At 56.5% G+C, this 24711-nt stretch carries 18 protein-coding genes; 5 read left to right on the top strand and 13 right to left on the bottom strand.

What is annotated here, in order from left to right:
- Positions 1 to 141: 141 nt before the first annotated feature.
- Positions 142 to 759, bottom strand: a complete 618-nt coding sequence (locus QWI16_RS06140; protein WP_302711890.1) for a hypothetical protein — start codon at positions 757 to 759, stop codon at positions 142 to 144.
- A gap of 375 nt (positions 760 to 1134) precedes the next feature.
- Between QWI16_RS06140 and QWI16_RS06135 the strand changes: the two genes are divergently transcribed.
- Entirely contained in the window at positions 1135 to 2154 is a 1020-nt protein-coding gene (locus QWI16_RS06135; protein ID WP_302711889.1) for an integron integrase, read from the top strand.
- A gap of 33 nt (positions 2155 to 2187) precedes the next feature.
- Here QWI16_RS06135 and acnA read toward each other — a convergent pair whose 3' ends face one another.
- The 8 genes from acnA to QWI16_RS06095 all read right to left on the bottom strand — a co-directional run bounded on the left by acnA (position 2188) and on the right by QWI16_RS06095 (position 15430).
- Positions 2188 to 4923 (bottom strand): aconitate hydratase AcnA, encoded by a 2736-nt coding sequence (gene acnA, locus QWI16_RS06130; RefSeq protein WP_302711888.1) that lies wholly within the window; start codon positions 4921 to 4923, stop codon positions 2188 to 2190.
- Positions 4924 to 5651: 728 nt separating this feature from the next.
- Entirely contained in the window at positions 5652 to 8603 is a 2952-nt protein-coding gene (locus tag QWI16_RS06125; protein ID WP_302711887.1) for a TonB-dependent receptor, read from the bottom strand.
- Between the two features lie 277 nt (positions 8604 to 8880).
- Positions 8881 to 11268: a glycosyl hydrolase family 95 catalytic domain-containing protein gene (locus tag QWI16_RS06120; RefSeq protein WP_302711886.1), complete on the bottom strand. Its 2388-nt coding sequence runs from the start codon at positions 11266 to 11268 to the stop codon at positions 8881 to 8883.
- A 135-nt stretch (positions 11269 to 11403) separates the two neighbouring features.
- Entirely contained in the window at positions 11404 to 12066 is a 663-nt protein-coding gene (locus tag QWI16_RS06115) for an SCO family protein (RefSeq protein ID WP_302711885.1), read from the bottom strand.
- Positions 12067 to 12070: 4 nt separating this feature from the next.
- Positions 12071 to 13003, bottom strand: coding sequence for a heme o synthase (gene cyoE / locus QWI16_RS06110; RefSeq protein ID WP_302711906.1), 933 nt, complete (start codon positions 13001 to 13003; stop codon positions 12071 to 12073).
- The gene (locus tag QWI16_RS06105) at positions 12984 to 14036 is read right to left on the bottom strand and encodes a COX15/CtaA family protein (RefSeq protein ID WP_302711884.1); all 1053 of its coding nucleotides are present in this window, start codon (positions 14034 to 14036) and stop codon (positions 12984 to 12986) included. The genes cyoE and QWI16_RS06105 overlap by 20 nt, the downstream gene beginning before the upstream one ends.
- Positions 14037 to 14039: 3 nt before the next feature.
- Positions 14040 to 14657, bottom strand: a complete 618-nt coding sequence (locus QWI16_RS06100) for a redox-active disulfide-containing membrane protein (RefSeq protein WP_302711883.1) — start codon at positions 14655 to 14657, stop codon at positions 14040 to 14042.
- Positions 14658 to 14677: 20 nt separating this feature from the next.
- Positions 14678 to 15430: an SURF1 family protein gene (locus QWI16_RS06095; RefSeq protein WP_302711882.1), complete on the bottom strand. Its 753-nt coding sequence runs from the start codon at positions 15428 to 15430 to the stop codon at positions 14678 to 14680.
- Between the two features lie 108 nt (positions 15431 to 15538).
- On the opposite strand from QWI16_RS06095, the gene QWI16_RS06090 reads away from it, so the two are divergent.
- Entirely contained in the window at positions 15539 to 15766 is a 228-nt protein-coding gene (locus tag QWI16_RS06090) for a DUF2909 domain-containing protein (RefSeq protein ID WP_302711881.1), read from the top strand.
- Between the two features lie 14 nt (positions 15767 to 15780).
- Here QWI16_RS06090 and QWI16_RS06085 read toward each other — a convergent pair whose 3' ends face one another.
- The 4 genes from QWI16_RS06085 to coxB are packed head-to-tail and all read right to left on the bottom strand — an operon-like array spanning position 15781 to position 20039.
- A complete protein-coding gene (locus QWI16_RS06085; RefSeq protein WP_302711880.1) occupies positions 15781 to 16695 on the bottom strand; it encodes a cytochrome c oxidase subunit 3 in 915 nt (304 codons plus the stop codon).
- 43 nt (positions 16696 to 16738) lie between these two features.
- Positions 16739 to 17314: a cytochrome c oxidase assembly protein gene (locus tag QWI16_RS06080; protein WP_302711879.1), complete on the bottom strand. Its 576-nt coding sequence runs from the start codon at positions 17312 to 17314 to the stop codon at positions 16739 to 16741.
- A 12-nt stretch (positions 17315 to 17326) separates the two neighbouring features.
- Positions 17327 to 18886 carry a cytochrome c oxidase subunit I gene (gene ctaD, locus QWI16_RS06075; protein ID WP_302711878.1) on the bottom strand — a complete coding sequence of 520 codons (1560 nt, stop codon included), beginning with the start codon at positions 18884 to 18886 and terminating at the stop codon, positions 17327 to 17329.
- Between the two features lie 10 nt (positions 18887 to 18896).
- Positions 18897 to 20039: a cytochrome c oxidase subunit II gene (gene coxB, locus QWI16_RS06070; RefSeq protein WP_302711876.1), complete on the bottom strand. Its 1143-nt coding sequence runs from the start codon at positions 20037 to 20039 to the stop codon at positions 18897 to 18899.
- Between the two features lie 392 nt (positions 20040 to 20431).
- Between coxB and QWI16_RS06065 the strand changes: the two genes are divergently transcribed.
- The 3 genes from QWI16_RS06065 to QWI16_RS06055 all read left to right on the top strand — a co-directional run bounded on the left by QWI16_RS06065 (position 20432) and on the right by QWI16_RS06055 (position 24702).
- Positions 20432 to 21772, top strand: a complete 1341-nt coding sequence (locus QWI16_RS06065) for an MATE family efflux transporter (RefSeq protein WP_302711875.1) — start codon at positions 20432 to 20434, stop codon at positions 21770 to 21772.
- A gap of 216 nt (positions 21773 to 21988) precedes the next feature.
- Positions 21989 to 22708 (top strand): hypothetical protein, encoded by a 720-nt coding sequence (locus QWI16_RS06060; RefSeq protein ID WP_302711874.1) that lies wholly within the window; start codon positions 21989 to 21991, stop codon positions 22706 to 22708.
- Positions 22709 to 22854: 146 nt separating this feature from the next.
- Entirely contained in the window at positions 22855 to 24702 is a 1848-nt protein-coding gene (locus tag QWI16_RS06055; RefSeq protein ID WP_302711873.1) for a putative bifunctional diguanylate cyclase/phosphodiesterase, read from the top strand.
- Positions 24703 to 24711 lie beyond the last annotated feature (9 nt).

The following is a 24711-nucleotide window of genomic DNA, read 5'->3' as shown; positions in this document are numbered from 1 at the left end:
GCAGGGTAAACATAAGAAAGTGGCGTTGACCGCAGCGATGAGAAAGTTTTTGACCATCATAAATGCCATGATTCGCGATGGTCAGGAGTGGGCGTATTAATTATTTTTAGCTACGGGTTGAACCACAGTCGCTTGTTAGGCTCATCTTTGCCTGGAAGCTTCATTGCCAGACGACTTTAGCGAAATATTGTTGATTTTTACGTCTGTAATGTTCTGCTGATTAATTTCGTACTTAAACTGATTTAAATATATTTGAATTTGATTGTGTTCAGGACTGGATTCGTCTTTTAGTCGGTCAAGCTCTAATTGGGATCGTTCGATATCAATATGCTTCTGCTTTATATCGAGATACTCACCATAGGCATTCAGCCCACCAGTTAATACAGCGCCCGTTAAAAACACCGCGGCAGTCCAGGGCGGGATATAAACATCAATGTCGTCACCTGAAGCTGATAACCTAGGGAATACCTTCCTTTCATGATCAAATTTAAAATTTATTGAGTTTCCTGTGTGCGCAGAGACAATACACAAATGGGGTCCAAAGAAGTCATCTGCACCAGGGTGATAAATGGGATATCGCCTTCTACTTAATAGAACCCAATCCACCCAATACCAAGAATTAAGCTGATCCCTCAGAATAGTTTTATAGACACCATCTATCGCTTCTAGAATCTTTGCTTGCTGACCAAGAGGCAAATATTCATAGGCCAAATACATCGATAGAGGGGCTTCGCCTTCATATTCATTTTTTTGAGCCATAAAAAGGTTCCTTGATCGATAGCTCGTTTAGCCTAACAGCTAATTCAAAAGCCTAAGTAAAATTCCCCGCGGCAATGTAACTCCCCTAGAACTGAATTGAGGAAATTGCCGTAGGCGTCTGTTTTAAAAAGAAAAGAAGTGACTTTCGACATCTCCTTGTCAGGGGGAAAGCAAGCCTGATTCTGTGTAATTCTGACTTTATTCGATATTTTCACACAGGACAAGCTTTATCCAACTTACTGATTTTGCAGAGATTTATCAGAAGCGATTTTGATATGGCACTTAAATCCACCTTGTGCACTATGAAAAGCGGTTTTGACAGAGTGAATACCAGCTTCTAGGTGTACATAAATACAGCTTATCTGGGAGAAGTTAATGGAAGAGCCCTCTGATATACCTGTTTATGTGCCCGCGAAACCCACGCGCTTTGTCGATCAACTTCGGGCGTTTATTCGCTTTCGCCAGCTGTCATACCAAACCGAAAAAACCTATATACATTGGATACTAAACTTTATCCGTTTTCACGGTTGCGCTCACCCGCTGGCTATGAATGAGTCACATGTGGAGGCTTGGCTAACTCACTTGGCCAATAGTCGTCACAATTCAATAGCTACTCAGAAGGTTGCACTCAACGCTGTGGTATTTTTGTATCGGCAATTCTTACGCCGTCCCCTGGAAAACCTCGACTTCCAGCACGCAAAAACCAGGCAGCGCATTCCCACAGTGTTATCCACTGCTGAGGCTCGGCGACTGATTGACATGGCAACCCAGCCCTACCGTTTGATGTTTGCATTAATGTATGGCTCGGGCCTTCGCCAGGCCGAGTGTTTGTCTCTGCGTCTTCTGGATATCGATATGGAAAATCTAATCCTCACGGTGCGCCATGGTAAGGGTGGCAAAGATCGCACTACCGTGCTTCCGGGTGGTTTGATTCATAGCATTCGCCAACAAATGAACTGGGTCGCAACCCTTCACGAGCGGGATTTGAGCTCGGGTCTTGGCGAGGTCTTTTTGCCCGATGCTCTCGCGCGAAAGTACCCTAGCGCCGCCTCACAGACGAAGTGGCAATATCTATTTCCGGCCTCACGACCTGGCCCCTGCCCCCGAACGGGGGTTACCCGGCGGCATCATTTGCACGCAACTGCCGTTACAAAGCACCTTCGACAGTGCCTTCAAGCCAGCGGTATTGCAAAACACGTCACCTGTCATACCTTTCGCCACTCTTTTGCCACTCGCTTGTTGGAGCGAGGCTACGATTTACGGACCATTCAGAGTTTGCTGGGTCACACAGACCTGAAGACCACTGAAATCTACACCCACGTTGTCAAAAGCGGAAAGCTGGGCGTGGTCAGCCCATTTGATGCCGTACAAGAGAACTCCGCTCGCTACGCCTAAGCGTTGCGAACGGAGTGCGGGGCAAGTAGGAATTTAAGCCGCCAGCTGGCGCAGCACATAGTGCAAAATACCGCCGTGGCGGTAGTACTCCCACTCCACAGCGGTGTCGATGCGTACTTGCACTTCAAACTCGGTATCCTTGCCCTCTTTGCTGGCGCTAATGCGCAGCGCTTTTGGTTCGCCCTCTACCGGCTCAAAGTCGAATTGCTCGGTGCCGTCGAGCCCGAGAGATTCATAGGATTCGCCGTCTTTAAACTGCAGCGGCAAGACGCCAAAGCCCACCAGGTTTGAGCGGTGAATGCGTTCAAAGCTCTCGGCAATGACCGCTTTAATGCCCAGCAGGTTCGTGCCTTTGGCGGCCCAATCGCGGCTGGAGCCAGTACCGTACTCTTTGCCCGCCAACACAATCAATGGTGTGTTATCCGCTTGGTATTTTTGCGAGGCATCATAGATGCTCATTTGCTCATCGGTGGGCAGGTAGGTGGTCCAACCGCCTTCGGTGCCGGGCGCCATTTGGTTTTTCAGGCGCACGTTGGCAAAGGTGCCGCGCACCATGACGTCATCGTTACCACGGCGCGAGCCGTAGCTGTTGAAGTCGGCGGGCTCTACGCCTTTTTCCCGTAGGTACTGCCCCGCCGGGCTGTCGGGTTTGATGGCACCGGCCGGGGAGATGTGGTCTGTGGTGATGGAGTCGCCGACCTTCACCAGGCAGCGTGCGCCGGTAATGGGTTTGCTTTCGGGCAGATCCATGGTCATGCCGTCGAAGTACGGCGGCTTTTTCACGTAGGTGGATTCGGGCCAGGAGTAAATTTCATCGGCCGGCACCGGTAACTGCTGCCAGGCCTCAGTGCCCTTGAACACATCGGAGTATTTCTCGGCGTAGATGCCCTCGGTCATGGCGCCGGCGATGGTATCGGCCACTTCTTTGGGCGAGGGCCAGATGTCCTTAAGATACACGGGCTCGCCTTTGTTGCTCTGCCCGAGCGGCTCTTTGAGCAAGTCCACATTCATATTGCCGGCCAGTGCATAGGCCACCACCAGCGGCGGCGATGCCAGGTAGTTGGCCCGCACATCCTGGTGAATGCGCCCCTCAAAGTTGCGATTGCCCGAGAGCACTCCGGCCACCAGCAAATCGCCGGCGCGCACAGCGTTTTGCACCGGCGGCGGCAGAGGGCCGGAGTTGCCAATACAAGTGGTACAACCAAAGCCGACAATATCAAAACCCAGCTCGGCCAGCGGCTCCAGCAAGCCGGCGTTTTCCATATAGGCAGGCACCACTTGCGAGCCAGGCGCAAAGGAGGTTTTCACCCAGGGCTTGGTGTTCAGGCCCAGCTCGTGGGCTTTTTTGGCCACCAGGCCCGCCGCGACCAGCACGGCCGGGTTGGAGGTGTTGGTGCAGGAGGTGATAGCGGCGATGACCACAGCGCCGTGTTCCAGTAAAAAGTTCTCGCCGTTCATTTCCACCGGCACCGCGCCGCGCTCATGGGGGTTGGTGTTGTCGATGGCGGTCTGGCCGCCCTCGCCGGCAAAGCGCGAGTCGTCGGTACTGGCCACCACATTGCCCTGGTCTTTAAGCTCTTGCGCCAGCAGGGCGTCGAACTCGGCTTTGGCGTCGGTCAGGGCGATACGATCCTGCGGGCGTTTTGGCCCCGCAAGGCTCGGCACGACGTCGCCGAGATCCAGATGCAGGGTATCGCTGTAATCGGCCACCGGGTCGTCGTCGCTGCGCCACAGCCCCTGGGCTTTGGCGTAGGCTTCCACCAGGTCAACCTGCGCCTGATCGCGCCCGGTCAGGGTCATGTAGTTTAGGGTCTCATCGTCGATGGGGAAGATGCCGCAGGTCGCGCCGTACTCGGGCGCCATATTGGCAATGGTGGCGCGGTCGGCCAGAGGCAGCTTGGACAGGCCAGCGCCGTAAAACTCAACAAACTTACCCACAACGCCGCGCTGGCGGAGCATTTGGGTGACTGTCAGCACCAGATCGGTCGCGGTGGCCGAGGGCGGCAGCTCGCCTTTGAGCTCAAAGCCCACCACCTCGGGGATCAGCATGGTAATGGGCTGGCCGAGCATGGCCGCCTCGGCCTCAATGCCGCCCACACCCCAGCCGAGCACACCCAGGCCGTTGATCATGGTGGTGTGGGAATCCGTTCCCACCAGGGTGTCCGGCAGAGCGACACGCTCGCCGTTTTTCTCTTCCACCAGCACGGCCTTGGCCAGGTATTCGAGATTCACCTGATGGACAATGCCCGTGCCAGGCGGCACCACGCGAAAGTTGGAAAACGCCTGCTGGCCCCAGCGCAAGAACTGGTAGCGCTCGTTATTGCGCTCAAACTCCTTTTCGGTGTTCTTGGCCAGAGAGTCGGGGTTGCCGTAGTAATCCACCATCACCGAGTGGTCGATCACCAAATCCACTGCCCCCAGGGGGTTGATCTTGGCCGGGTCGCCCTTGAGCTGGCGCATGGCCGCGCGCATGGCCGCCAGATCCACCACCGCAGGCACGCCGGTAAAGTCCTGCAGCACAACCCGCGCGGGGGTAAAGTTGACCTGCTCGGAGGCTTTGTCTGAGCCCTGCCAGCGGCACAGGGTATGGATGTCGTCGCTGCTGACGTTTTTGCCGTCTTCTTTGCGCAACAGATTCTCCAGCAGAATCTTTAAACAGTAGGGCAAGCGGTCCAGGTTGTACTGCTCTGCCAGTGCGTCCAGCCGGTAGTAGGTGTAGTCCTCACCGTTCACCGTTAACGTCGATTTGGCCTGAAAACTGTCGCTCACAAATACCTCCCCTTTTTGGCTAGTCGGTTGGGCGATGATGCCTTTGCATTTTATAAGCAAGGTCTACGCCTTCACGGATGTACCCCCTAGAGTAGGCCAAAAGCTGGGAAAAGGGGCCATGAAGTCGATAGGTTTTGTAAATTTTGGAATGAGCGAAAAAATGCGGCGCGCCCGACGCAAGCGCGGGCGGCGCCGCCGCAATGATGCAAAGCATCAGCTCATGCAGTCGCGATTGCTCAATCGCGGGTTAGGAGAGCGCAAAGCGCTTACTACTTTCTGACTCTCATCAGAACGGGTTGATTTGCCGAGCTCTGCCGGCAAGTTAAGAACTCTTGAGGGTTTGCTCTCCCAAAGGCGAAAACCATAAGCGAAAATATTTTTATATATGATTTACTTTATAGCGTAAACATTTGGCCAAGGCAAATGGTTTTTCGTTAAAACGGCATACCGGTACGCTAGAGTCCTTTGCAAAGTGACTGAGTAATAAACGGCTGAGTAGAGTGCCAGAACCTGCCTAGCGCATAGGCTATACCGGCGCGAGTGTAGAGTGAGTAAGGAGCGGCGCCGCCACTTTGGTTTTACCGCCATACAGCTCGACAACTTTTATACGCTTGCACAAAAAAGCCCCGCCACCTGTCGGCGGCGGGGCCAAGCTATGCAAAAAACTCCATTAAAACGCTATCGCAAGATCTTCCCGCCCGGCGCATGGCCCGGGCGGGGCAACAGCCTTAAAAGCTGGCGCGGAGCGTTAACGCGTAGCGGGTATCATTCACAAAGTATGAGGCGTAGTGATCACCGGCGCCATTTTGTTTCATGATGGTACGGGTCTGCTCATTGGTGAGGTTGTTGGCTTCAAGACCAATGGTAAAGTTGTCATTGATGTCGTAGAAGATTGAACCGTCCAACTGACCTGTGGCATCACTCCATACCGGCAGTTTCCAGGCGACGCTCTGGTTGGTGCCAACACCCCCATCGGTGCCGTTAAAACCATTGGGCCCGATCGACATCAAGTACTCGTCGCGCCAGCTCCAGGCCAGACGCGCAGAAATACGGCCTTTTTCAAACATACCCACCAGGTTAAAGGCATTTTCCGAAAGACCTTCATACGGCAGGGTACCTTCAATCATGGTGCCGTCTGTGTCTACCGGCGCGATCAGAGAGCCATCATCGGCGCTGATAGACGCGGGGACATCCGTAGAGCTGTCGATGTAAGTGTAGTTGGCTTGCAAGCCTAAACCATCAAACGGCTCTGGCAAAAAGTCAAAGAACTGGCTGTAACCAATTTCGTAACCCTGAATTTCCGCCGTGCCCGCATTGATCGGACGAGTCACGGAGTACGTTTGCAAGGTGCCGTTGAGATCCGGGTACTGCTCGGCAATGGTTTGGTTGCGAATAATGCCATCAATGTCTTTATAGAACAGGTTGATGTGCGCCATGCCGCCCGCGTCGTTGAAGTACCATTCCAGCGACAGGTCCATCTGATCCGCCTCAAGCGGCTCCAGATAAGGGTTGTTCCACGAACCGGAAGACAGAGTAACGCCGCCCGTATCGGCATCGACATCCGCATTCAGGATCTGGTAGGCCTGCATTTCGCTGAACTCAGGACGCGCCATGGCTTTAGAAACCGCGAAGCGCGCTACCAGGTCTTCACGAATGCTCAACCGCAGGTTCAAGCTTGGCAGCACATTGGTGTAGGAATTTTCAGCGCGCACTGGCTCCATAGAACCATCGCCAAAGGGCGCCACATTCGGATACACCAAAAAGCCTGACGAGACAGAGTCTGTCTCAACCACGCGGACACCGATGTTACCGTCCAGCGGCATAGCCCACTCATCAAACCCAAAACGCAGTAAACCGTAAGCGCTGTAGGTCTGCTCTTCTTGGATGTTGGCCCACTGCTCATCATTAGGGTCACGCAATACATAGTCGCCGTAAGTGGCCGAGTATGGGTGACCCAGAGAATCCGCATAGGCTGCAGCATCCGCGTAGAGATCGACATAGCTGCCGGGATAACCCGCCGCAATGTCGGCATTGGGCGCCCAGACCACACCGGTGAGATCGGCATCACCCCGGAAGAAATTATCAAAGGTGTTCAGGGTCATTTGCGAGCCATCGGCCATGTAAGGCATTCCCAGCTCATTCACATTCAGGCCGCCACCCCAATCGGTGGTCATCCAGGTTTGGTAAATCCCTTGCCAGTGATAGCCGGTGTTGATGTTGTCGGCTTCGCGGTCGGTATAGCGCAAACCAACTTTCACCGATTTAACAACAGAATCGTAAAATTTGTATTCCAAATCTCCGCGCCAGGCAAACTGGTTGGCTTCGCTGTCTTCAACATGCGGCATAGCGAAGGCCCAGTAGTAATTGGTCGGGTCGGCCAAAAACTCTTCATCGGTGGTGATGGTGGGCGGCTCAGAGCCAATATCAATGGTCAGAGACTCTAGGTTGATACCGGTGGCAACGGTACTGTCCAAAGTGTCGGTGGTTGAATCGGTGTATTGAAACTCGGTGCTGATTTCCCAGTTATCCGTCGGCACCCACTTCCAGCCCGCCGCGTAATCGGTGGTCACGGATTCACGCTCGGACACACGAATGTCCGCACCAAAAGGAATGCCCGGTACTTGCGGTTCCCAGGATGGCGGAGCGGTGTTGCTCAAGGTACCACTGACGAAGACACCATTTTCATCAAATACGGTGTCATCCGACAGTTGAATAGACCAGGGGCTGTTGGAGACGAAAATGGCGTCTTCGTCCCAGCGCATGTCGTATTCACTGCGGAAAACGGTCAGGAAAAATTCCTGAGTGTCATCGGGACGCCATTGCAAAGCCGCATAGCTGCCCAGGCGCTCACGATTAAAATCCATGCTGCGCCAATCGGCGCCGCGCGGAATCCACGCCGTGCTGCCGTCTTCTGTCACATCGTTGCGAGCGAAAAATGGCCGCAGGAAAATACCGTCGGTACGCGTTGAAATTTCAGAGTAGGCGACATCCAACAGCAGGCCAAACTCACCCGCACTGGTATCCCAGCGATCACTGTAGAGCAGCGAGCCGGAGGGGTCTGTCTCTTTGATAAAGTCGCCATAGTTCACACTGACAGAGCCTGAGATCAAACGATCATCGCTGTCAAACGGCATACGGGTACGCAAGTCCACAGTGCCGCCCAGACCGCCTTCAATCATATCCGCCGAGGGGTTCTTATACACGTCCACGCCGGCCATCAGTTCAGAGGGGACATCTTCAAAGCTCAGGCTTCGACCACCACTGGCAGAGAAGCTGTCGCGGCCGTTTAGTTCGCTGCGCACGTGTTTCATACCGCGCACAGCCACGCCGCTACCCTCGGCCGAGAAATGCTCAGGGTCGCCGATAGAGATAAAGCGCTCGATGGTCACACCCGGCACCCGCTGCAAGGTCTCGGTGACTGAGCGATCCGGCAATTTGCCAATGTCATCGGCAACAATAGAGTCAACAATGGCTTCGGCATCACGCTTGATGTTTTGTGCCGACTGAATGCTGGCTCGCTGGCCAGTGACGACAATCTCTTCCAACGAGGTTTCACCGGCATCGTCCTGCGCCAGGGCGGGCATGCCGACGACACCCATGGCGCACAGCACCAGGGATGAGACATAGGTGGATGAAATCAAACGACGGGCAGATGACAGAGTTTCTGGGCTCTTGGTCACAATGTACTCCTCTCTCTTATTATCTTAATGATGCGGCATCACCACCCGGCACTTACTGCGGGCAAACGGGCTGGGCGGATGGGCCTTTTACTCACGGCGGCGCGAAGTGCACCATTCACATAGAAAAACTATTTCTTATATAAATCTAATCGCCAGTTATACCTCAATTATTTTATTGGCGCAAATGTTTTCTTATGTAAAAAATAGATAACGAGATCGAGCGATATAAGGAAGCGGGAGCCAGAGGCTCCCTCAGTGGGTGTGCAGCGGGCGAGGCTCAGGGGGTGGCGAGCGTAACCCGGTAGCGTTCGCCGGCCTCGACGGGGAAGCTCAACCCTTGCGCTTCGGTCGGCTTAGCAGTGATCAGCTTACCGGTAGTGCCATGCACCACCCGGTAATGACGCCCAATCAGTGTCAGCTCGCCGCTGCGCTGCGGCTTGAGCAGGGCCTCGGTCAGTTTGCCATTGTGCCAGGCGAGGTCGACGGTCACATCGCCGCGCGCGCGCAAGCCCCGCACTGAGCCCGACTGCCAGGCGCCGGGCAACGCCGGCAGCAGATTCAGGCGCAGGTCGTGGCTTTGCAGGAGCATTTCTGCTACCCCCGCCGTGGCGCCAAAATTGCCGTCAATTTGAAAGGGCGGATGGTTATCCCAGAGGTTGGGCAAGGTGCTGCGCCTGAACTGCTCGCCCAAGACTTTGTGCGCGCGATCGCCGTCCGCCAAGCGCGCCCAGAAATTGATCTTCCAGGCCTGAGACCAGCCGGTGCCGCCATCGCCGCGGGCGTTGAGGCTGACACTCGCGGCCTCGGCCAGCTCAGGGGTCGCCGCCGGGGTGATCACCCGGCCAGGGTGCAGGGCGTAAAGATGCGAGACGTGACGGTGCTGGCTGGCTTTGTCGTCGCGGTCTTCTTTCCATTCCTGCAGCTGACCCCACTGGCCAATCCGCAGGCCATCGTCCAGCTTGGCCAAAGCAGCGGCCAGCTCTTTGGTAAACGCGGTATCCAGTTTGAGAGTACGCGCGGCCTCCAGAGTGTTGGTGAACAGCTCGGTAACAATCTGCTGGCTCATGGCCGCCGCCACGGTAAAGTCGCCGTGCTCTGGGCTGTAGCTGGGGCTGACCACCAGCTTGCCATCGCGTGGATCGGTCACCAGCGCGTCCAGCCAGAAGCGGGCCGCTTCTTTCATAATGGGGTAGGCGCGTTCGCGCAGAAAGCGCTCGTCCTGAGTGAACAGGTAGTGCTCGTAGTAATGCTGCATCAGCCAGGCGGCCGACTCCGGCTGCCAAAAAGCGGTGGGCCAGGCGATAACACCGGTAAAACCGTAGATGTTGGTGTTGAGAAACAGCGTCCAACCGCGCGCACCCACCAGCTTCTGCGCCGACAGGCGGCCGGGCTCGACCAACGACTCGACAAACTCGTAAAACGGCAAGGTGGTTTCCGCCAGATTGGTCACCAGCGCCGGCCAGTAATTCATCTGCAGGTTGATGTTAACGTGATAATCGGCGTTCCAGGGCGGGGTATTTGAGTGGTTCCACACGCCCTGGAGGTTCGCTGGCAGCGAGCCCGCCCGCGAGGAGGCGATCAACAGGTAGCGACCGTACTGGAAATAGAGCGCCTCCAGCGTTCTATCGAGCGTTGTATTGCCACTGCCATAGCGGGCAAGCAACTCGGCGGTGGGGAGGTCATAGGTACGCTGGCCGATGTCCAGTTCAACGCGGCCCATCAGCGTTTGATAGTCCGCCAGATGACGTTCGCGCAGTCGCTCCACTTGGCGCGCCTTCGCCGCCTGTACCCGGGCTTTTGCCAGCGCGGCTGGCTCGCCCCCGCGATAGTCTGGGTAGCGCTGGGCGTAGTTGGTTGCTGCGCTAAAAATCAGCGTTACGCTATCGGCCTTATCGACCTGCAAGTAACCCCTTTTACCCTCAAGGGCTGAGCGGACCTCGCCACCTCTGGCCTCAAGCGCCAGCCAACCCTCGTACACCAGGCCGTTTTGCGCCAAAGCACCACTGACCCGCAGGCTGTTGCCTGCTACAGAGTCCTCGCGGCTGCGGTTGTCCGGGATAGCAAAGCTCGCCTTCAGCGAAAAGGCACCGGGCTGACTGGCACTGAACTGACCGACTAGCACCTGATCCGGGTAGCTATAGAAATATTCGCGGGTGTAGTCGACTTCACCTTGCCGATAGCGGATGGTCAGAATACCCGTTTTCAGGTCCAGCACTCGCTGGTAAGCGCTTACTTCGCCTTTTGCGGCTAGGGCCAGATCGATATAGCCAAAATTCTGATAATTACCGTAACCGGGATGCTCACGGCCCATGAGTTCGGCCGCCGCCTCGGGCGTCATGCTGCCCTGCTCCTCGAGTGTTTTTTGCACTTTGGCCAGGGCCGCGTGCTGATTGCCCTCTTCGGGCCAGCCAAAGGTGTAGCCGCCCTTGGACCCAGGACCGCCCTCCCAGAGGGTTTTCTCGTTCAGTTGAATACGCTCGCGCTCGACACCGCCAAAGATCACCGCGCCCTGAGCGCCATTACCGATGGGCAGGGCCTCGCGCTCCCAATCGGACACCGGCTGATCAAACCAGAGGCTCAGTGGCTCCGCCGCCCGAGTGACGCCGAAAGGCCAAAGGATCATTGTCAGGAGAAGAGTTCTGATGGTCGCGGGCAGGTAAATCATAGGGTGCGGCTCATTGGTTCGGCGCGGGGCGCATTTTTATAAGAGCAAGCACTTTACTATATGAAAAAGATTTGGTTAAGGCTTTATCCGGAACTGGCGGCAAAGAGCTGGAACCCTTAGCCGCAATTGCCGAAGTTAGCCGTCAAAACTCTCGTGGATGGAGCTGAAGGTGGTTTTCAGCCTGGCCAACTCAAACGGTGGCTTGAAAAAGCCGTGGTAATCACCGCGCGGGTTAATGATAACGATGTTGCCGGAGTGGTCCACGGTGTAGTCGTCACCCTGAGTGACTTTGGTAAAAGCCACGTTGACCTGGTTGGCAAAGCGGCGGATCGCGAGGAAGTCGCCGGTCACCCCGGTAAAGTCGGGGTTAAAGTAGCTGACGTAATCGTTCAACAGCTCGGGCGTATCGCGCGCCGGGTCAAGGCTTACCAGCATCACCTCGGTTTCCTTGGCGATGGTATCGGGCAGCGCCTGATGCAGTCGCGCAAGGTCCGCCATGGTGGTGGGGCAAATGTCGGGGCAGTGGGTAAAACCGAAAAACAGCAAAGACCAATGCCCTTTAAAGTCTTCTCGGGTGAAGGGCTGTCCGTTTTGATCGAGCAATTCAAAGTCGTCAAAGCGCCGCGGCTTGTCGAAGACAATGGCGCCGTTGAGACGCAGCTCCTCCTGCGTCATGACTCTGGGCGTGAGCAGCTTATTGACCACCAGTGCAATCGCCAGCGTCATAAACACCACGCAAAAAAACACCGTGCGACGAATACCCTTGCGGGTCTGTTGCGCTTCGCTTGAGTGGCTCATGTCGTTAAACACCTAAGGGGTGAGTGGGCAGCAGGTAGTGATCGGCCAGCATCACCACAAACAGTGCCATTAAGTAGACAATGGAGTACTTGAAGGTGTCCATGCCAATGCCTTCGCGCTTGCTGACCATCAGCATAAACGACCAGTAGAGAAAGCCCGCGCCCAGCACCAGTGCGCCAATCAGATAAATCCAGCTCATCATACCCGTGATAAACGGCAGCAAGGTCACCAGAATCATAATGATGGTGTAGAGAAAGATATGCAGCTTGGTGTACTGCTCGCCATGGGTGACCGGCAGCATGGGAATATCGGCTTTGGCGTACTCGTCCTTGCGATGGACCGCCAGGGCCCAGAAATGCGGCGGTGTCCAGGCAAAGATAATCAATACCAGCAAAAGTGCGTGACCATCGAGGCTACCGGTAACGGCCGTCCAGCCGAGCAGCGGCGGCGCGGCGCCGGCAATGCCGCCAATGACGATATTCTGCGGGGTGGCTCGCTTGAGAAACAGCGTATACACCAGCGCGTAACCCAGCAGTGACACCAGCGTCAGCACTGCCGTCAGGGTGTTGATAAACACCACCAGCAAGGTCATACCCAACACACCAATTACCAGGGCAAACAGCAGCGCCTGCATGGGCTCCACCCGCCCTTTAGCCACCGGGCGGTTGAGTGTGCGCGCCATCTTCTGATCCACACTGCGGTCGACGATGTGATTTACCGCCGCGGCCGAGCCGGCGCACAGGGCAATACCCAGATTGCCAATCAGCAAAACATCTACAGGCACCATACCCGGTACCGCCAATAACATGCCGATTACTGAGGTGAGAATCATCAACATGACCACACGCGGCTTGGTAAGCTCATAGTAATCGCGCCAGCTGGGCGCTTGGGTTGCGGCGTGAGTTTGATTCATGAGACTACCCGTTATGGTTGCTATCGGTGGGTTCAGGGGAGCTACTTTGCGCCGTATAGACTCGGTGCGTCAAGGTAACCAGTGTCAGCAGCAGCAAAGCGCCGACGGCGTTGTGGGCCACGGCAACCGCCAGGGGCAAGTGGGCCAGGACATTGGTCACCCCCAGGGTGACCTGCAGCGCCAGCACGCCCGCGATGGTGGTGGCCATGGTGCGCGCAGCAGCGATTGTGAACAACCGGCGCAGCAGTAGAAGCAAGGTAAAGATCACCACCAGGGCGCCGAGACGGTGAGCCATGTGTATGGCCGTGCGAGCATCGCCTTCGAGCAGGCCGCCCAGATAATTCGGGCCGATGGTCTGCGCCAGGTTAAAACCCCGCGCTACATCCATGTCCGGCCACCACTCGCCGTGGCAGGTGGGAAAATCCGTACACGCGAGGGCGGCGTAGTTGGAGCTCGTCCAACCGCCCAGCGCGATTTGTAAAATCACCAGTATAAGTGCCAGAAGCACCAGCGGTTTCAGCGCGTGCAGGCGCACCACGTCCGCTACCCGCCACCGCCATGGCCCCAAGCGCTGGGCCAGCAACCACAGCAAGCTCAAGGTCGCAAAGCCGCCCAACAAATGAGCCGTGACAATTTGTGGCCAGAGTTTGAGGGTCACCGTCCACATGCCAAAGGCGGCCTGAATGATGACAAGGATCAGTAAGCCCAGAGTGTGCCACTTGGGCAGAACCTCGGCGGTTTTCGCAGCGCGGCGCCAGGTGACAATGGTCATGCCCAGTATCAGCAGACCGAGGGTCCCGGCAAAGTGACGGTGCACCATCTCCGGCCAGGTTTTGTCATGCTCTACCGGCGTTTCCGGAAACAACGCCTCAGCTGCCGCCACGTGCTCGTCGGTAGTCGGCCAGGTCAGGTGGCCGTAACAGCCCGGCCAGTCCGGACAACCGAGCCCGGCATCCACCAGCCGGGTAAAAGCGCCCAGAACCACCACCACCGATGCCAGTGCCGTGGCGAGTAAAGCCAGACGAAATCCCCAGGTAAATCGCGTTGCTTGCTTCAAGGCCTATTCCTCGTAGGAGGTTTTCAACATTTTTTTCACATCCTTGAGTAATTCACCGCCGGTATGCTGCGGGCTGTAGGCCATCATCAAGAAGCCGTCCTGATCCATCAGAAAGTAACGCCCGGCCGCTACCGCATCGCCTGAAAGATTTGTGTCCTCCAGTAGCGTGTCCAGCGAGCTGGCTTGCACGCGCATAACACGCAGCAAAGGGTGCTCTTGTTCGATGTGCGCGGACAGCTCCGGCGACAGTGTTTCATCTTGCAGCAAATAAATACGCTCTACCCTATCGGCCTTATCGTTCAGGCGAATGTGCACCTGACGGGTCAGGTAGAGGTTTTTCATGCACTGCTCATCGCAGGTGCTGAAGCCGGGAATGACGTAACGCCAACGCTTTTTCTCAGCACTGATGTCCCACGCACTGTCATCGGCAAGTCGCGGCTGGATGTCGGGTAAATGCCTCGCCGGTTCCAACAGTGCGCCTTTGTTTACCGTACCGGTGGGCATCCCCCAACCGGTGTGATAAATCACATAGGCGGCCAGCATCGGCAGGGCCACCACCAGCATCAATAAAATGGCCTGAATCTGGCCGCGGCGTTTCTTTCGCACTTGTTCGTCAGTCATGTCTTTCTCGTCTACGTCTCTTATTCGGCTCGACCCTTCATTGCCCTTCTCTGCCGCAGCACCTCGCCGAGGTTGCTGTTGGCAAAGAGCGTAAGCACCGCCAGGGCAAAGGCCATGGCAAACCACTGCGCGGCGTAACCCGAATGTTTGGCCGAGCTCATATTCAGGCGCGCCCAGCCCGTGCGCAAAGCTGAGCTGCTGGAGGCATCGAGGCGCAGATAAAACGCCGCTAAGGGCTCGCCTATCTGCTCCGCCATCACCGCCGGCTCTATTTGGGTGATGATTCTCGGCCAGCTGTGTTGCTCGCTGCTCGCGCTGAGCAGAGGGTGATCAGACACCTCGACCACTTCCGCAAATATCGTGGTGTGCCCCTGTACTCTGGGCACATCCGGCAGCTGACTGCGCTGCGGCCCCGCAGCAAGCCAGCCGCGATTAATCAACACCCGCTTGCCGCTCTCGGGGATAAACGCTTGCACTACTTCGTAACCCGGGCGGCCATCGCGCTGGCGGTTATCCAGCAACCAAACATGCTGGTTGTCGTACTCACCCTCCACCATCACCGGGGTGTAGGGTTCGGGCGTTTGTAGCGTCGCCAGCGCTACAGGTGCACGGGACTGGCGCTGTTCCATTTGCGCTTCCAGCAAACGTTTCTGTTCGGCGCGCCCCAGTTGCCAGGTCCCCAGTGCCAGCAGCAATGGCAAAAATACCAGTGCCAGTGCCAGTATGGTTTTGTTGGGGGTCCACATCAGTGAGAGGGGCTTGTGGGGTTTCACAGTGTCGCTACCTCTGCTGCGATCCCGGTATTCGGCAAACCTATGGGCTCTGGGTTACTATCGGGTTTTAAGGCACCCGAGGGTGCGGTTTTTTACGGCGGAGTGTCTATGTGGCTTAAAATTATCATTCTCGTATTGTTTATTGGCGTTGTCCTTAGCCTGACGGCCGGGCTCAACTACCTGCTGCGCGATGCGGGGTTGCCGCAATCCAAGCGCACACTCTACGCGCTGGGTATTCGCATCACTCTCGCTGTGCTGATGATGCTGTGTGTCGGCTATGGCTTTTACAGCGGCATTTTGACCGACAGCGCTCCCTGGGACCAGCACTTACGCTGATCCCAGGGGTTGTATCAACCAAAGACGTAAACGGCGAAGAACAAACCCACCCAGACAACATCGACGAAGTGCCAGTACCAGCTGGCCGCTTCAAAGCCAAAATTGTCATCGGGCTTGAAGTGGCCTTTGAGTACTGAACGCAACCACATAATCAGCAACATGACGGTGCCCATAGTGACGTGTGCACCGTGGAAACCGGTCAGCATAAAGAAGGTCGAGCCGTAGATGCCTGACTCCAGTGTCAGCCCCAACTCTTGATAGGCGTGGATGTACTCCTCGGCCTGCAGGATCAGGAAGATAAAGCCCAGCAGCACCGTCACACCCAGCATGATATTGAACTGCTTGCGGTTGTTGTTCTTAATCGCTGTGTGAGCAAAGTGTACGGTGACACTGGAAGACAACAGAATCACGGTATTCCAGAAGGGGAGCCAACCAAGCAAGGCGCCAAAGCCGGGCCAGCTCATGCTCTGCTCTGGACCCTTGCGCAAAGCCTCTTCACCGTTGACCGCCATATCGGGCGTGGTCATCAGCGGCCACTGGGCCTCAAACCCGGGCCACAGCAATTCACTGCTCGCGCCACCGTCACCCTCACCGGCCAGCCAGGGCAACGCCAGTGTGCGGATGTAAAAGAGCGCGCCGAAAAAGGCCGCAAAAAACATGACCTCAGAGAAAATAAACCAGCCCATACCAATGACGTATGAGTGTTTTAGCTGAGGGCTGTTGAGCCCCGCCATATTCTCGCTGATGACAATGCTGAACCAGTTCCAAAGCACAGCGGCAAACGTCAGCCCGCCGGCAAAAAACAGCCAGGGGCCCGCCGAACTGCCATTAATCCAGTTGGCCGCACCAAATACCGTTAAGAACAAACCAAAGCTGGCCCAAATGGGTAGCCTGCTCTGTTCCGGTACGTAGTAGGTTCCTCCACTCATAATTCTACTCCCCGCGCAAAATGTTATTGTTCTGCGGTTAATGTTACTGGCCGGTATCGACCATGCTTAACAACTCTTCCCTGCTGAATCGGTCGGTCACATCAAAGATGGTATAGCTCAGAGTAATACTCTTGATGTGTTCGGGCAGGTCCTGATCGATGATAAAAAACATCGGCAACACCGCCTCTTCTCCGGCCAGCAGAGCCTGCTGGTTAAAACAAAAACACTCGGTTTTGTGAAAGTAACTGGCCGCCTTGTACGGAATCAACGATGGAATGGCCTGGCCGATCATGTCATTACCTGTTGGGTTTTTTGCCAGGTAATTGATCCGTGTCTGCTCACCCGGGTGCACAATCAGTGTTTTCACCTCGGGGCCAAACTGCCAGGGCATTCCCTCATTGTTGGTGGCGACAAACTGCACTTTAATCTCGCGGCTGGTATCGACGACCGCATCTACCGCTTCGTACTTGTCACCAGTTTTGCCGTTGAGCCCGGTAATCTCGCAAAAGGCAACGTAAAGTGGCGGCATCACGAACAGGGCAAAAAGCAAAAACCCAAATGAAGTGATCGCCAGCTTTACGCTGAGCCTTTTTACCGGGTCCTCAGGCAGTACTTTCACGTTCTATATCACTCAGTGAGACGACTTAAACTCCGGCGGTTCGCTGAAGGTGTGGTAAGGCGCCGGTGATGGCACGGTCCACTCCAGCCCTTCCGGGTTTTCCCACACTTCGGCGGTGGCTTTTTTACCGCCGACAATGGTGGCAATCACGTTGTACAAGAACATTACCTGGGCGGCACCAAACAGGAAGGCGCCCACCGAAGAGATCATGTTCCAGTCGGCAAACATCATGTTGTAGTCCGGAATCCGACGCGGCATACCGGCCAGCCCCGAGAAATGCATGGGGAAGAAAGTCACGTTCAGGCCAATAAACGCCAGCCAGAAATGCACTTTACCCATGGTCTCGTTGTACATGTTGCCGCACCACTTGGGCAGCCAGTAGTAGACGCCCGCAGTGATCGAGAAGATCGCACCGGGCACCAGCACATAGTGGAAGTGCGCCACCACAAAGTAGGTGTCGTGATACTGGAAGTCCGCCGGGGCAATGGCCAGCATCAACCCCGAGAAGCCACCGATGGTGAACAGAATCACGAAAGCGATGGAGAACAGCATCGGGGTCTCAAAGGTCATTGCACCTTTGAACATGGTGGCCACCCAGTTAAACACCTTCACACCGGTAGGCACTGCAATCAACATGGTGGCCCACATAAAGAAGAGCTCACCGGCAATCGGCAGGCCCACGGTAAACATATGGTGCGCCCAGACCACAAAGCTTAAAAAAGCAATGGCGGCGGTGGCGTAGACCATGGAGCTGTAACCGAACAGCGGCTTGCGCGCGAAGGTGGGAATAATTGCACTGACAATACCAAAGGCCGGCAGGATCATGATGTACACCTCGGGGTGACCGAAGAACCAGAAAATATGCTGGAACAGAACCGGGTCACCGCCACCGGCGGCATCAAAGAAGCTGGTACCGAAGTGAATGTCCATGAGCATCATGGTCACCACGCCCGCCAGTACCGGCATCACCGCAATCAGCAGGAAGGCGGTGATCAGCCAGGTCCAGACAAACAGCGGCATCTTCATGTAGGTCATGCCCGGAGCGCGCATGTTAACGATGGTGGCGATAATGTTGATCGCACCCATAATCGAACTTGCGCCCATGATGTGCACGGCAAAAATAAAGAAGGTTACCGACGGTGGTGCGTAGGTGGTCGACAGCGGAGCGTAGAACGTCCAGCCAAAGTTCGGCGCGCCACCTTCCATAAACAGCGTGGAAGAGAGCATGGCGAAAGCGAACGGCAGAATCCAGAAGCTCCAGTTGTTCATGCGCGGCAGCGCCATATCCGGCGCGCCGATTTGCATGGGGATCATCCAGTTGGCCAGACCGACAAACGCCGGCATAACCGCACCAAATACCATCACCAGACCATGCATGGTGGTCATCTGGTTAAAAAAGTTGGGGTCGACGATTTGCAAACCGGGTTGAAACAGTTCAGCCCGAATCACCAGGGCAAAAATGCCGCCCAGAAAAAACATGGCAAAGCTAAACCACAGATACATGCTGCCAATATCTTTGTGGTTGGTGGTATACAACCAGCGCGTAATACCTTTTGCGGGACCGTGAGCCATTGTCTACCTCCTATTTGCCCTGTTTGTGATTATAAATATCGAGCGGCTGGGCGAGATCGCCCATGTTATTGCCCCAGGCATTGCGCTCATAGGTAACGACAGCGGCGATGTCCACTTCCGACAGCTGCTCACCGAAAGCCTGCATGGCAGTGCCATTGACACCGTTCACGACAACATCAATGTGCTCTTTGATGGGGCCGACGGTGATGCCTTGCTTCAGGCTCGGGAAGGCACCCGGCACACCTTCACCATTGGCCTGGTGACAGGCGGCGCAGGAGCGGTTGTAGACTTCCTCGCCCTTGGCGTAGAGCTCGTCGAAGGTAAAGGTTTTTTCGGTCAGCTCGGCCAGCGCCGCGGCGGCGGCCTTTTTCTCATCCAGCCAGGCGCGATACTCTTCCTGTGTTTTGGCCTCCACCACAATGGGCATAAAGCCGTGGTCTTTACCACACAGCTCGGCGCACTGACCGCGGTACACGCCGGGCTCTTCGATGATCGCCCAGGATTCATTGGTAAAGCCGGGAATGGCATCGCGTTTGACGCCGAAATCCGGCACCCACCAGTTGTGGATGACATCATTGGCGGTGACGATAAAGCGGACTTTCTTGCCCACTGGCAGCACCAGCGGCTCATCCACCTCAAGCAGGTAATTGGGGTTTTTCTCGGCGAAGCCGTCGATTTCGTCGCGCGGCGTGGACAAGTTACTGAAGAAGCTGACGTCTTCACCCAAAATTTCGTACTTCCAGCGCCACTGGTAACCGGTAATCAGCACGTCCACTTCGGATTCAGAAGTGTCGTAGAGCTCGATCAGGGATTTAGAGGCGGGAATGCCCATCAGAATCAGGATGGCGAAAGGAATCGCGGTCCAGGTTAGCTCCAGCCAGGTGCTTTCGTGGAAATTGGCTGGCTTGACGCCCCGGGATTTACGGTGCAGGAACATGCTGACAAACATGACCCCAAAGACCACCACGCCGATACCCACACACCACCAAAACATCAGCATGTGCAAACCGTGGATGTCCTGACTGACCGGCGTCACCCCCCGGGTCATATTGAACTTCAACTGCGCGGTTTCTTCTGCCAGCGTCCAGTGACTCGCCAGCAGCACTGCGAAACCGAGCAACCAGGCACTAAGGCCACGTGCTGTTTTCAACATTGCCCATCTTCTCCGTTAGCTATTCATTATGCTTATTCTTACGCGGGCGAATCTCGTGCCCACGTTTTATTGTGATTGCGTCATGCACAGGCCCGAGAACCTGCCACCTCAGCCGGCTGCTCAGCGGCCGGGCGTAACCCGCACCCAATACTCTATCGCAAAGCTTCCACCACACTTGTTACAACGAGTGGGATTCGCTCTGTGAGCTTATTGGTACCAGCGAAGAATTCGGGAGGGTACGACAAATAAACTGCGGCAAATCGTCGCAACTACAGGCGATAATGTGGCCATAGAGCGGCGCAAAAGTCAATAAATTTATCACCATTAACAACAACTTGAGGGTCATCTCACAGGGCCGGGCAGGTCCGCGCGCAAGCGGTTATCATGGCGCCATGAACCCACCAACCAACGCTCAGCATCGTCTCTCGACCTACACACGGGGCATCTGGCCGCTGGTGTGGCCGATCATGCTCAGCAATCTGTCGGTGCCGCTGCTCGGGGCGGTGGACACTGCCATACTGGGGCATCTACCCGCCGCCCGCTACCTGGGCGCTGTGGCCGTGGGCGCAAGTGTACTGACCCTGGTGTTCTGGTCTCTCGGCTTTTTGCGCATGGGCACCACCAGCTTGGTGGCGCCCGCCGTGGGCCGGGAGGACTGGGAGGAGTCGCTCGCCCTGTGGCTGCGCTCGGCGGTGCTCGCTCTGGCGCTGGCAGCGGCCCTGTTGGCCGCCAGCGGCTGGGTTATCCCCTTTGCCATCGGCTGGATGGCGCCCGAGCCCGCCGCGGCTCAACTGGCGATCAGCTATTGCCAGATACGCTTTCTCAGCGCTCCGGCCACTCTACTCAATTACACTCTGATCGGCTGGTTTATCGGCCAGCAAGACACCCGCCGGCCCCTGGTGATTCTGGTCTTTACCAACGCCATAAACATCGCGCTGGATTTGCTGTTCATCCTCGGTCTCGGGCTCAATAGTGACGGTGCCGCCTGGGCCAGCGTGTGCGCCGAGTACGCCGCCCTGGGGCTCGGCCTCTGGCTTTTGTGGGCGCGCATCGGAAGGCTGACACTCCGCCAACCCTGGCGCCTGCGGCTTCGCGAGCTGCGCCGGCTGGAATGCTATCTGCCGCTGATACGGGTCAACCGGCACTTGTTTGTCCGCACCTTTTGCCTGCTGACGGTGTTCACTTTTTTTACCGCTCAGGGCGCGCGTGCCGGCACCCATGTGGTGGCCGCCAATGCCATTTTGCTGCAGCTGTTGATGCTCACCTCCCACGCCCTGGACGGCTTTGCCCACGCCGCCGAAGCGCTTTGCGGCAAGGCCAGGGGCGCGGCCGACCGGGCCGAATTTGTTCGCGTGAGCCTGGCCACAACCGCCATGGCCCTGGCCACCGCACTGCTAATCAGCCTAGTGTTTGCGCTGGGCAAACCCCTGTGGCTGGAGCTTTTTACTCAAATACCCGAGGTGCTTGAAGAGGCCGGAGCCCAGTTTCACTGGATCATCGCCCTGCCCCTGCTGGCCATATGGGGCTATCAGCTCGATGGCATCTTTCTTGGCTCCGGGCGCACCGCCGCCATGCAATACACCATGCTGATCTGCACCGTGGGTGTGTTCTTCCCACTGTGGTGGCTGACAACCGGGCTTGGCAACACCGGGCTATGGCTGGCGTTCAGCCTCTTTAATGCCGCGAGGGGGCTGGTCATGGGTGCGCTTTTCTGGCGGAATTTGCGGCAATAAACATGCGTTATTGCGTATATTTTTAACAATTTTATGCACTTTTAATGCTGCCGCCGACTTGCATTGGCGGAGTTATCTATTACTTTTAAGGCACCTCTCCAAAAAAATACGCCAACGCCCCTGCGCCCTGCAGCGGCCGAACTGACGAATGTGCATCGCCAAGGATTGCCCTGCAGAGAGGCCTAAACTCATACCCCGTCCGTTGAAGGTCAGCACATGCAGTTACGGGTTAACAGCACAGACAATGAGGCGCAGGTGCCACCGGGCCAAACAGCACAATCGACGTTTGTCGATCAAATCAATGCCATTCGCGAGCTAATCGACGAGGCAGAGCAGCGTGAGGGCGAAACCATTTCACTGGTCGAGCGGCTGCACGAGCGCTCTGGCCATTTGCACAGTGCCATCAACCTGGCAGAAGAGACCGCAGCGCTGCTGTTGGCGGACTTTGTGGTGCGCTACATCGAGCATGTGCCTGACTTTATCGAGGCGCTGCACGATATGGCCAGCGAGGCCGGCATCCGCGAGGGTATCGAGCCGCTGCTCAACATCGCCATCGAGTACTTTCTCAACCCGCCGGATCTGATTGCCGGGCACAGTGCCCTCGAGCTGCTGCTAGACGAAGCCTATCTCGCGCACCGGCTGCTGGAGGAAATCAACGACCGTTTCATCGGCCTGTGCGGGGCGCCTCTGGTGCCCATGGACATGACCCGTGCAAATTTGGTCGCACACGAGTTGATCGGCGAGCCCTTTGCCAATGAGTTGGACCAGGCCGTGCTTTTCTCGGCGGAGCTGCTGCTCAGCGAGTACAACTTTCGCGGCGAGGCCTTCGACCGGTTTTTTGCCCGTCACCGCGAACACGGCTGGTCGGTCGAGTTATCGCGCTGGCCCTGCCTGGCCACCGACCGGGCAATTTTCCTCAATTTTGAGCACCGTTAGCGCGCCCACCCCGCCCCATCCAGACATTAAAATCGGCCCTTCGACACGGATTCGTTATTAGACAGGTAGCGAAACAAGTGCCATATTAAAATAACCCTGTGAGGAGAAATCCGTCACACCCCTGTTACTTGAGTACGGTCTGTCCGATGGACGAGAGCGAACACTTTATCGATCTGCACAAGCAGTTGATGGCGCTGAGCCACAGTGAAGGCTTTATTCGGCTGTCGCGCCGGGACAAGCTCGACGAACTGATACAGTTGTGCAGCCGCCTGCTGGAAGTCGAGCGCGCCAGTGTCTGGCAGCTATCCAACGAACACCTGAGCCTGGACCTTGAAACCCTATTCGACAGTGCCTGGGGTCTGACGCACGAGCGGGTCGGCCTGCTGCAGAAAAACCATCAGGACTATTTCAACGCCCTGTTGCGCGAGCGGGTAATAGACGTGACCGACGTCTACAAGGATCTGCGGACCCGCAGTTTTACCGAGGACTACCTGCCCTCGCAGAAAATTCTGTCGATGCTCGACGCGCCCATTTTTGACCACGGCCAGATCTACGGTGTGCTCTGCCTGGAAAGTCGGCACAGGCGCCAGTGGCCACTGGCGGAGATCGCCTTTGTCTGCGCTGTCGCCGACACCATCAGCCTGATCAACACCTACGAGGCCTGGCAACAGAGCCAGCAGGAGCTGGATTACGTCACCCACTTTGATGACCTGACCGGCCTGTCCAACCACAGGGCCTTGCAAAAGCGCCTGAGCCATCTGGTGCGACCGGAACAGGATGAGCGCTGCGAAGCCTTTGCCCTGGCCTGGATCAATATCGACAAACTCAAACAAATCAACGAGGGGCTTGGGCAAAACATCGGCGATGACATTATCGTGCTGGTGGCGAGCAAGCTGCGCCAGCTGCTGGTGCGGGGCAAAGACAAAGTGGCGCGCATCGGTGGTAACGAGTTCGCGGTGGTCATTCGCGACCCCAAGCGCAGCGACAGTCTGGAGCGCACCGTGGAGGAGTTTCTCGACCAATTGCTCAAGCCTCTGTCGCTGCCAGAACTGCGCCTGCAAGTTACCCTCAGTGCCGGGGTGTGCTTTTTTCCGGAGGACGGACGCGACGCCTCCACCCTCATGCGCCACGCCGAAGCCGCGATGTACCAGGCAAAAAAAGACGGGCCCGGCAGCGCCCGGTTTTTCAACGCCAAGATTTCCCAGCAGGCCCGCGCTCAATTTGCCCTGGAGCGCGAGCTGCGCCGGGCGCTGGATATGCAGAGCCTGGATGTCTACTACCAGCCCATTGTCGCCGCCGATGGCTACTCACTGGCAGGCGCCGAGGCGCTGGTGCGCTGGCATCACCCGGAGCGCGGCCTGCTAGCGCCCGCCGAATTCCTGCCGCTGGCAAAAGCGGCGGGCATGATGTACGACATCGACAAAACCGTGATCAGCCGGGTCTGCCGCGACCTCAACTCGCTCAGCTGCTGCGGCATTCACCTGCCCCGGGTGGCCATCAACCTGAGTGCGGAGCAGGTACTGCACCCGGGCCTGTCCGCCAACATCGCCCAGCTGCTGGATCACTTTCAGATTGTCGGCGATCAGTTGGAATTTGAAATCACCGAAGACGTTATCCAGCACGACTCCAAACAGCTGCGTCGCTCACTGCAGGCGCTGGCCAGTCTCGGCCCAACGCTGTCGATTGACGATTTTGGCACCGGTTATTCATCGCTGTCGCGGCTCAAACACCTGCCCTTTGCCAAACTGAAAATTGATCGCTCGTTTATTCAGGACTTACCGGGGAATCTCGATGACTGCGCCATCACCGAATCCATTATCGGCTTGGCGCGCGGCCTGAACATGAAAGTAGTGGCCGAAGGCGTAGAAACCACCGAACAGTTGCGCTGGCTCGCCGGCCAGCGGGTGGATTTTCTGCAGGGTTACAAAATCGGCCGGCCTATGCCGCTGTCGGAACTGCGCGACTCCTACCTGGCCAACCTGGCAAGCGCCTAGAACTTTTAG

This window comes from Gilvimarinus algae (genome assembly GCF_030518215.1).
Classification (GTDB): Bacteria; Pseudomonadota; Gammaproteobacteria; order Pseudomonadales; family Cellvibrionaceae; genus Gilvimarinus; species Gilvimarinus algae.
The sequence above is the reverse complement of the archived record's forward strand: the minus strand, read 5'-3'. Positions and strand labels throughout refer to the sequence as shown.